Below are 8,800 nucleotides of genomic sequence, written 5' to 3' on the forward strand. Positions count from 1 at the left end.
GCTGGTAGCCTGCTAGCGGCCAGGGGCTATGGCGCAGTTGGTAGCGCGACTCGTTCGCATCGAGTAGGTCAGGGGTTCGATTCCCCTTAGCTCCACAGAGAAAAACCCCAGCTAACGCTGGGGTTTTTCGTTTGCGCTGGCTGGATCGCTGGCACCCGGGTGCCGCACAGATGCCGCAGGAGGTTTTTGGGAGGCTTTGATGGCGGCGTCCAGGCTGCCGGCGACGGCGTCCAGATCGGTGTCGAACAGATGTAGATGTTCGCGGTGACGGTCGGTGTCGAGTGGCCCATTGTTTTCTGCACGTAGCGGAGGTTGGCCGCGTGCTGGTGATCCGGCGCGATGACAACGGCCACTAGGAAGCGCCCGGCGGAGTGCTCGAACTCGATGAATCCTTCGAGGCCGGCGTGCGGCGTGAAGTCCTCGAAGAAACCGGGCTGACCGTTGACTTGGAGCGCCTTACCGGCGTCTACAAGAACCTCACCCATGGGATCGTCGCGCTCGTCTACCGATGCCGTGCCGTCGACGGGGAGGTGCACCCGACCACCGAGGCTCGCGAGGTCCGGTGGATGACAAGGGATGAGGTCGAGTCGGCGATGAATCCTGCCTTTGCGGTGCGGGTTCTGGATGCGTTCAGCGACGGCGTCGAGTCACGAGTGCACGATGGCGTTAATCTCCTGCAGTGCTAGCCGAGGCGTAGTCCGTGTTTGGTGCCGACTACGTCTCAGGAGCCCGCCGCGCGCTGCGTCGTGGCTAGCCATTGAGCGGCCGGCTCCTGCAGCCGGTCCAGCACCAACGCTTCGGGTACGGAGGTGTACCGAGCGAGAGCACAGAGGTAGGTGCGTGTCGCGAACGCCGCGTACATGGTCGAGTGCGCCGTAACCGTGAGTGTTACGTGCATCGCTGCCGTCGACACACCCCCCACCGAGGGGCCGGTGGACGCGTACCCGACTAGCCCAGCCTGCCGGAAGCGTCCGTGCGTGGCAGCCGACAGCAGCGAGTACGGCAACCCCGCCAGGTCCTCCTCGTGCAGACCTGAAGCCCGATAGAGATCCTTTACCAGCAGCGTCTCCGATGGCGGCGCATCGGATTTCGACTGGTCTTCGCGGACCAGGAACGGTGCCTCCCACGGCCGGGGGTTCTTGCGTTGGCCCTGCACAAGTCCCGCCGTCGCGCCGACAGTCAGGTAGTCCGCGGTGCGCTTCGTGCGGAAGGTGATCGCCTCTTCGTCGTGCGCCGGCATCGGTAGGTCATACAGTGCCGCCAGCTCCTCGTTCAGGTAGCGGCGCAGCCGCTCGTCCCGCGACTCGGCGGCGAGGACGTACCACGCCTTCGCTCCGATGACGGCGCATGTTCGCGCCAGCGGGAACGGCGCGAACACGACCCGATCGGCGCGCATGGCGGCGGCGATGCCGAGGAGGAGGTCGCACTGTTCGTGACCGGCGGCGACTTGCTGCGTCGCCAAAGTCAGCAGTGTCTGCTTGGACTGCGTCCCCGGGTGCTCTGAATGCGCGGCGCAGTCCCGCAACGCCTCGCTCCCGATGTTGAACGGGTGCGACAGCTCCCCGCTGAGGAGGCCCTCGGCGGCGTCCACGAAGCGCATCACGACGTCGGCGAAGTTGTCGAACTCCGGCGGCGTCGGGTGACCGGTACGAGGTGTTGGCGGCTTCACCGAACGAGCCCGTCAACGGGGCGGTGGTGCAACACGGTGAAGGTCATCAGACGAGGGTAGGCGCCGGGTCCGACATTGGCATCGGCGCGGCTTGCGGGCGGGTGTGCGACATGAATGTAGGTAGCGAGGGTTGAAGCTGGTCATTGGGTAGTCTGGTTGTGGAAACAACATCCAGACAGGACGCCGGAGTGGACGACGCCCCGCTTGACGATCTGGAGCAGCAGAGGGTGCGGCTCTATGAGCAGCTGGCTGCGACGGGTGACTTCCGGCGCGGCTCGATCAGCGAGAACTACCGTCGCTGCGGCAAGCCCAATTGTGTGTGCGCCCAGCCCGATCATCCCGGTCATGGGCCCCGGTTCTTGTGGACCCGCACTGTGGCCGGCCGCGGCACCAAAGGCCGGCAGCTGTCGGCGGCCGAGGTGGAGAAGGTGCGCGGTGAGCTGGCGAACTACCATCGCTTCGCCGAGGTCAGTGATCAGATCGTGGCGATCAACGAGGCGATCTGTGAGTCGCGCCCGCCGAATGCGGCCGGCACGGTTTCGTCCACGGCCGACACGGAGGCCGAAAAAGATGACATGTGATGGGGACCTCCTCGGCTCAGACGCTCGTTGGTATAGGCGTCAGAAAAATGTTTCAGGAACTCGAGGAGGTCCCGATGACGATGGTAGGCGGTTTGGACGTGCACCGAAAGCAGACGATTACGTGGATAGCGATGGCTTGGTGCGCTGGGGTGAGATTCGCCCCGCGACGCGCAAGACATGGCGGGCCTGGCTTGCCGAACACTGCTCGGACGGGGACGCGGAGTTCGCGCTGGAGGGCTGCACCGGGTGGCCGTATGTCGTGGAGGAACTGCGTGCTGCCGGAATCGGGGCGCATCTGGGCGATCCGGCCGAGACCGCAGCGCTGCGAGGCCCCAAGAAGCGCGCCAAGACCGACCGAGCCGATGCGCGGCTGTTACGCACCCTGCTGCTGGAGGGCCGGTTTCCCGAATCGTGGATCCCGCCGGAACACGTGGTGGAAATCCGCACCCTGGGCCGGTTGTACTGCACGCTGATGGAGGATCGCCGCGGTTGGCAGCAGCGCATCCACGCCCAGTTGTTCCACCAGGGCTGCCCACCAGTCTCAGCGTTGCTGTCGGTGGCAGGCCGCGAAGCGCTCGCGGGCGCCGAACTGTCGCCGGCGGGTCGCCACGCCAGCTGGCCGCCCGCCCGCACCATGGCAAGAACCCGACACTGGCAGTGGAGCGCAAGCTGCTGCGGCGCTGCTATCACACGCTGCGTGAGCTCGGCGACACCGCGTTAAGCGCACCCACCCCTACCCGCGAGGCTGCCTGAGATGGCCTGTGCGCGTGCCCTACCCACACATCAGCTGATGCCTGCGGCTAACTCCTGCAAGCCCCCTGCGGCCACCCCCGTGCGGGGTGGACCTCCCGAAAAGAATGAGCGGTCGCACCTTTTCGCTCGCCCGCACGTCGGGCAACCCATCCATCATCATGTCGCCGGACCCTCGTCCGCGGACCCAGATAAGGCTGTGCGCCGGCGTGAACCCAAGTCTTCGCCTCGCTCCCCGCCAACCGAGTATGCGGTGGACCGCAGCCGGCCTCAAGGTCGTTCGTCCTCGCTGCGCTGCGGGCGCTCCACCTCGACCCCGGCTGCGGTCCACCGCCTCAAGCACGGGCGGGAGCGAGAGCAAAACCCAAGAACCAACAGATCCGCGACTCTTGACGGGGGTCGCCATCACAGATAAGGGGGCTCCGCGGGGGGCGCTCGAAACCGAACTCGCGGCCGAGGTAGACCGGCTGGCCGAGCTGGCCACCCGGTCGCTGGGCCCGTCCGGCGAGGGCTTGGCAGCGGTAAAGCTGGCGATCCGCACCGCGATGACCCGGTTGGGCGCCTCGCTGCTGGGCCGGTTGCTGGCTACCGACGCCGGGCACCGCGGGCCCCGGATCGACTGCGGCGACGGTCATCTCGCGGAGTTCCTCGGCTACCGGACCAAGACAATCCAAACCGTGCTGGGATCGGTCGAGCTGCGCCGCGCCTACTACCACTGCGCCTCGTGCAGGTGTGGCATCGTTCCGCGCGACGACGAGCTCGGTGTCGCGGGGGTGTCGCTGTCGCCGGGGCTGCGCAAGATGACCGCGCGCGCCGCCGCGGCCGTCCCATTCGCCAAGGCCGCTGACCTGTTGGCCGAGCTCGCCGGTATCGCGTTGAACTCCAAACGAATTGAACGCAGCGCCGAAAACGACGGCGGCGCCGCCGCGGCGCGCATCGAGGCCGAGGCCACCGGCATCGCGCGCGGGCAGGTCAGCGTGCTGCCTCCCACCCACGTCCCTGACAAGCTCTACCTGGCCATCGACGGCACCGGCGTGCCGATGGTGCCCGCCGCCGTTGCGGACCGCGCCGGCAAGGCGCCCGACGGGCGGGCCCGCACCCGCGAGGTCAAACTGGCCTGCCTGTTCACCCAGACCACCATCGATGAGCAGGGCCGTCCAGTGCGCGATCCGGACTCGACCAGCTATTTGGCCAGCTTCGCCCCCGCCGCCGAATTCAGCACCCAGGTCCACGCCGAGGCTCGCCGACGAGGCGCCGACCACGTCCGCCAACTTGTCGTCCTCGCCGACGGCGCACCCTGGATCTGGGACCTGGCCACCGCGATCCTGCCCGAGGCCACCCCGATCGTGGACCTCTACCACGCCCGCGAACACCTGCACGACCTGGCCGCCGGGCTCGCCGGCGTGCTCGGTGACCAGCACCCGGACTGGTTGGCCGCCCGGCTGGTCGAACTCGACGCCGGCGACATCGAAACACTGGTCGCAGCGACCGACCGGCTGCACCCGCAGATGTCCGACGACACCGCTCACCAAACCGCAAAGGCGCTGGCCTACTTCAAAACTAATGCCCACCGAATGCGCTATGCCTACTTTCGCGAACACGGCATGTTCGTCGGATCCGGAGCCGTTGAGGCCGGCTGCAAAGCCGTCATCGGCCAACGCCTGAAACTATTCCGCATGCGTTGGAATGTTCCCGGCGCCACCGGCATCCTCACTTTGGCTGCCAGCAGGCCAGCGACCGCTGGGACCAGATCTGGGCACAGCCACACAACCAGACAGCCACCGCCATGACCGCTTGACCAGGCGGCCCATCAAGATCAAATTTCATCGCCTACAAATTTGTCGCACACCCCCACTAGGTGCTCGTTTAGGCCAGTTGTCCGCAGCAGGGTGTAGTATGGTCGGCTGAGTTCTTCCTGCTCAGCACCTTGAGCACCAGGAGCAGTGATGGACTACTACCGCGAAGTGCTGACAGACGACCCCTTTCGTCGCAGTCAACGGGACCGCCCAGGCGACTACGCCGACGAGCCCGACAAAGGCGACCTGTTTGGCCTTCGTCGACGTCCGCGACATCTTCGCGTACTGCTGGACCGGGACTCACTTGGTGAGCCGGCCACTGAGGAAGACGTAGAAACGCGACGGATCTTCGACGCCCTGCTGTACCGGCGTGCGCCCGTCGACGCACTGTTCGTTGACATGTCGAAAGTCAACGACCCCGACGACGAGCACGACCGGACGCCCAATGTTGTGCACCTTCGGGATTACACCGCCAACAAGGGTTGGTCGTCGTATCCGGGCCCGCAGTATGGCTACCGAGTCGTATTCGGAGGAAACAGTCGCACTCGGGAGACGCACGGCAACATCAGCCCGCAACCGCAGCTGATTCAGAACTGGTTTGGGTTCGCTGGGGAGGGTGGCCCGCAGCTTCAGCAAGCCTCGGCGGAAGACATTCAGCGCCACGTTTTGTTGACGCAGCTTGGCCGCACGGTCGCCGATATTGTCGTGAGCGAGTCTGCAGTGGCGCGCCGCACCGATATACCGGCCAATCATGAGGCGAACGTGTTTAGCCGTGCCCAGGCAATACCAATCATTTCGCACTACCTACGGACGCAGCAGATCTATCTTCTGAACCCGGTGACAAACGAGTTGGCCGGGAACCGCCAGGTTTGGTACCACTCAGCGGTTTACGCGATGGCACCAGGTATCAACTACTGGGAAGCCAAGGCCGATTATGCGCTTCAGCGGCAGTACAAGTCCGACTGTAGCGAAATGATCGGGCGGTTGATCCGAGCGTTCAAGGCGTGGGATGACCTTCGATTCCATCTCGGAGCGCTACAGACAATGGACTCGTACGACGATGTTGCCGACTGCGTCGACCGGGTGCTGTGGTCACTTTGCGGTGCCGTCGACGTGATAGCGCGGTCGTTACATCTCGCACTGCAGCTGCCTGGAACGGAGAGAAATGCGAAGTTCCATGGCGACTGGTACAGGGTGCATTTCAAGGCGAATTACGCACAGGCGGCCGGAATATCGAACGTGGATGCCACACAGGCTGCCCTGAGTACAGTCTTTAAGTTACGCAACACAATTCACTCCCACTCACTGCGTGCGGTCGGAGCGCTCAAGGAGCCTGCACCTTATGTCGGGAAAGAGCATGGCCGCGTTCAGCTTCTGATCCCGCGTGACGTGTACGACGAAATCGATGCGACTCAGCGCGCTCGGTGGGGTTTTGAGGAGATTGCGCCGGGAACGGCATTGCCCGCTGCCGCAGATCTGGCGACGGTGGCGACGGCCGCTCTCAACGCCGTGTTTTCCTTCATCGACCAACTGTGCTGGATGATCTCGTTTCAAGGCATTCAAGGCAAGAACGACGTGTTGGAGCTGGACGTGTTCACCGTTGTCAAGGACGGGCGCGAAATGGCCGCGATCATCCGGCGGATGATCGGGTTCACGAGAACTGAGTCGGAGACCCTCGGAACCCCGTACGACACATAGTGACGACTGCCCTGTCCGAGGGTCACCGCGCCACCCACCTTGGCAAGCCGGGTGCCCTACCGTGCGACCTTGCCAACCCACCGGCGGAATCTTTTGCCGGTACATTGCCGTTATGACGCAGCTCACACAGGTTGCCTAGAAAACGCCGTCCGGTTCTTATGCTACGAAACCTATTGTGCCGCAGTGTAACGCAAGATTTATTGGACGCGAACAGCCTTGTCCTGCTGCTTCTTCGCCGCCCGCTGAGTGTTTCGGACGAGCTTGATTATGTGGCCTGCCGCTGCTGGTCAGCGGCACGTTGTGCATCCCGCGCCGCGCGCCGCATTGCGGCGCGACGAGCTTGCGTGGGCGTCATTCGCCTCACCATCACCTAATGATCCACCTCCCCACTGACAGACCAAGACATTTCCGACGGCGTGTGGCGAACGCATCCGCAACATTATGACGAGCCTGTTCAACCCGTCGAGCAGCCGCTGCAGGCACTAAAGAACGTTCGGGAATACAGTGACTGATAGTCATAGAGAAAGTCCGGTGTGGGCGAGGAAGGCGAAACACAGGTCGTAGCTGGAGCCGATGCGGTTGAGTCCGGATTCGGCCGCGGCGTGGGCTTCGTCGATGGTGTCGGGGCACAGGTTTGCCAGTTCGACGGTTTTGAGGTTGCCCCATACCATTTCGATTGGGTTGAGGTCGGGGGGCTGTTGACCGTCACGGTGGATGGCGACCACGGACCGCTTGATCGTCATCGGGGGTGCCGACGGACCGCTACCGGGGACGGTGTTCGTCTGCATCATCAGCGTGCACATGAATATCGGGCTGCCTGGTGAGCGTTGCGCCGTGGCCGGCGGATCGTGTGCATGGTGACGGCCGAATTCTTGGTCGTCATCCACAGTGACGATCGGCGGCCAGAGTCGTTGTCCCCAACACGAATTGACCCCTGTCGGAATCCGGCTGTGGTAGGCAAGGCTGGTGAACCATGACTGTCGACCGCAGCAGTGATCGTCGCCCGAACCGCCGAGCTGGCCGAGGACCATCTCAACGCTGGGACGCTGCACTGCCCACGATGCGCCGGCCGGCTCGCCAGATGGGGGTTTGGACGGTGCCGCACGATCCGCTCCCACGGCGCGGCGACAGTGACGCTGCGACCACGGCGGGTGCGCTGCTCGGACTGCGAATCCACCCACATCGTGTTGCCAACGGCATTGCAGGCCCGCCGTGCCGACACCACCGAGGTGATTGGGGCGGCGTTGCTGCACAAGGCCAACGGCCTGGGCTACCGGCGCATCGCCGCCCGCCTCCGCCGACCCGAGTCGACCGTGCGGCGCTGGCTGCGTCGCGCCACACCCAAGCACCTGCACTGGATGTACCAGCGTGGGGTCCAGCGGCTGATCGAGGTAGCCCCCGACACCTTCGCTGAACTGCGATTCGTCGGCCACCAACTGCGCGACACCCTGTTGGTGCTCTGTGCCGCCGCCTACTGGGACCGCCACCGGCTGGGCTTGCCCGACCCGCCCTGGACGATGGTCGGCATCTACACCCTGGGCAGACTGCTCGCCCCGCCGCCTGGCTGACCGTTCCGCTTGCCCGGGCTATCGGCTCTGGGGGTGGCTTGGTCGTGCCCGCACGCCACGCCGCAACTCCGATCCCGACCCCCGAGGCCGTTCGTCGTCACCAATAGCGCCGGGCCGCTCCGTCAGTACGGCCACGACCGCATCACTTCGCCGAGGGCCGCGTCACCCTGCCCATGAACACCGAAAACCTTGTCGTCATTCACCGTGACGCCGTCATCGTCATCCTCAACGACGGCCAACAGGGGCGTAGGCCGGGAGCCGTTCGACGGTGAGCCATTCTTGCTGGCTGGCGATCCAGGTTGTCATGGCTTTGGACTTGTGTGCGGGCAGGTTGTCCCAGATCACGGTGATCTTGTCGGCGCCGAAGTGGGTGTGCAGGTCGGTGAGGAACTCGATCAATGAGTCGGTGTTGTAGGAACCTTCCTTGATCTGGAAGCACAGCGCGGCTCCGCTGGCGTCGGGTCGGTAGGCCAGCGCACCCGACATCGACAACCGGGTCCAGCAGAAGCGGTGTCGCAGCACGGGGGTGTGGCCCTTGGGCGCCCAGGTCCCTCTCACCGGGGGGAGCAGGCAGAAGCCGCTCTCGTCTTGGAAGATGATCCAGGCGCCGCGGCGCCGCGCGCTTTTTTATGCGCGGCCAATCCTGTTTGACCCAGGTGGCGATCGCCTCGTCGTCGCGTTCGATGGCGCGTCGCGCCGGACGCTGTCTGCTCCACCTCAGCCGCTCCCGCAGCAGGG

The 8,800-nt window shown here is 64.9% G+C and carries 8 protein-coding genes, 1 tRNA gene and 3 pseudogenes; 7 read left to right on the forward strand and 5 right to left on the reverse strand.

Going from position 1 to position 8,800, the window contains the following annotated elements; translation table 11 throughout:
- Positions 1-22 precede the first annotated feature (22 nt).
- Positions 23-95, forward strand: a tRNA-Ala gene (locus AC2VON_RS08580).
- Positions 96-111: 16 nt separating this feature from the next.
- On the opposite strand, the pseudogene AC2VON_RS08585 reads toward AC2VON_RS08580, so the two are convergent.
- Positions 112-317 (reverse strand): annotated as a pseudogene (locus AC2VON_RS08585) (site-specific integrase); the annotation flags it as partial.
- Between AC2VON_RS08585 and AC2VON_RS08590 the strand changes: the two are divergent.
- A pseudogene (locus tag AC2VON_RS08590) lies at positions 282-686 on the forward strand (NUDIX hydrolase). The pseudogenes AC2VON_RS08585 and AC2VON_RS08590 sit on opposite strands and share 36 nt — an antisense overlap.
- Before the next feature lie 35 nt (positions 687-721).
- On the opposite strand, the gene AC2VON_RS08595 reads toward AC2VON_RS08590, so the two are convergent.
- Entirely contained in the window at positions 722-1,669 is a 948-nt protein-coding gene (locus AC2VON_RS08595; protein ID WP_486952564.1) for a hypothetical protein, read from the reverse strand.
- A 188-nt stretch (positions 1,670-1,857) separates the two neighbouring features.
- On the opposite strand from AC2VON_RS08595, the gene AC2VON_RS08600 reads away from it, so the two are divergent.
- The 4 genes from AC2VON_RS08600 to AC2VON_RS08615 all read left to right on the forward strand — a co-directional run bounded on the left by AC2VON_RS08600 (position 1,858) and on the right by AC2VON_RS08615 (position 6,494).
- The gene (locus tag AC2VON_RS08600; protein ID WP_486952565.1) at positions 1,858-2,250 is read left to right on the forward strand and encodes a DUF6788 family protein; all 393 of its coding nucleotides are present in this window, start codon (positions 1,858-1,860) and stop codon (positions 2,248-2,250) included.
- A 121-nt stretch (positions 2,251-2,371) separates the two neighbouring features.
- Entirely contained in the window at positions 2,372-2,971 is a 600-nt protein-coding gene (locus AC2VON_RS08605; protein ID WP_486952566.1) for an IS110 family transposase, read from the forward strand.
- A 574-nt stretch (positions 2,972-3,545) separates the two neighbouring features.
- Positions 3,546-4,790, forward strand: coding sequence for an ISKra4 family transposase (locus AC2VON_RS08610; RefSeq protein WP_486952570.1), 1,245 nt, complete (start codon positions 3,546-3,548; stop codon positions 4,788-4,790).
- Between the two features lie 156 nt (positions 4,791-4,946).
- Complete coding sequence (locus tag AC2VON_RS08615; protein WP_486952567.1) at positions 4,947-6,494, forward strand: hypothetical protein; 1,548 nt, start codon at positions 4,947-4,949, stop codon at positions 6,492-6,494.
- Positions 6,495-7,009: 515 nt separating this feature from the next.
- Here AC2VON_RS08615 and AC2VON_RS08620 read toward each other — a convergent pair.
- Positions 7,010-7,297 (reverse strand): hypothetical protein, encoded by a 288-nt coding sequence (locus AC2VON_RS08620; protein WP_486952568.1) that lies wholly within the window; start codon positions 7,295-7,297, stop codon positions 7,010-7,012.
- A 189-nt stretch (positions 7,298-7,486) separates the two neighbouring features.
- Between AC2VON_RS08620 and AC2VON_RS08625 the strand changes: the two genes are divergently transcribed.
- Positions 7,487-8,062 carry a DUF6431 domain-containing protein gene (locus tag AC2VON_RS08625; RefSeq protein WP_486952569.1) on the forward strand — a complete coding sequence of 192 codons (576 nt, stop codon included), beginning with the start codon at positions 7,487-7,489 and terminating at the stop codon, positions 8,060-8,062.
- 225 nt (positions 8,063-8,287) lie between these two features.
- Here the strand turns inward: AC2VON_RS08625 and AC2VON_RS08630 are convergent, their stop codons facing one another.
- Both AC2VON_RS08630 and AC2VON_RS08635 read right to left on the reverse strand, forming a co-directional pair.
- A complete protein-coding gene (locus tag AC2VON_RS08630) occupies positions 8,288-8,662 on the reverse strand; it encodes a transposase (RefSeq protein ID WP_486952571.1) in 375 nt (124 codons plus the stop codon).
- 55 nt (positions 8,663-8,717) lie between these two features.
- Positions 8,718-8,798 (reverse strand): annotated as a pseudogene (locus tag AC2VON_RS08635) (hypothetical protein); the annotation flags it as partial.
- Positions 8,799-8,800: the final 2 nt, after the last annotated feature.

The organism is Mycobacterium sp. TH-M82 (assembly GCF_057473605.1).

Coding starts and splice junctions, on each gene's coding strand:
- AC2VON_RS08615 (WP_486952567.1), top strand. CDS start 4,947: ATGGACTACTACCGCGAAGTGCTGACAGACGACCCCTTTCGTCGCAGT.
- AC2VON_RS08620 (WP_486952568.1), bottom strand. CDS start 7,297: ATGTGCACGCTGATGATGCAGACGAACACCGTCCCCGGTAGCGGTCCG.
- AC2VON_RS08610 (WP_486952570.1), top strand. CDS start 3,546: ATGACCCGGTTGGGCGCCTCGCTGCTGGGCCGGTTGCTGGCTACCGAC.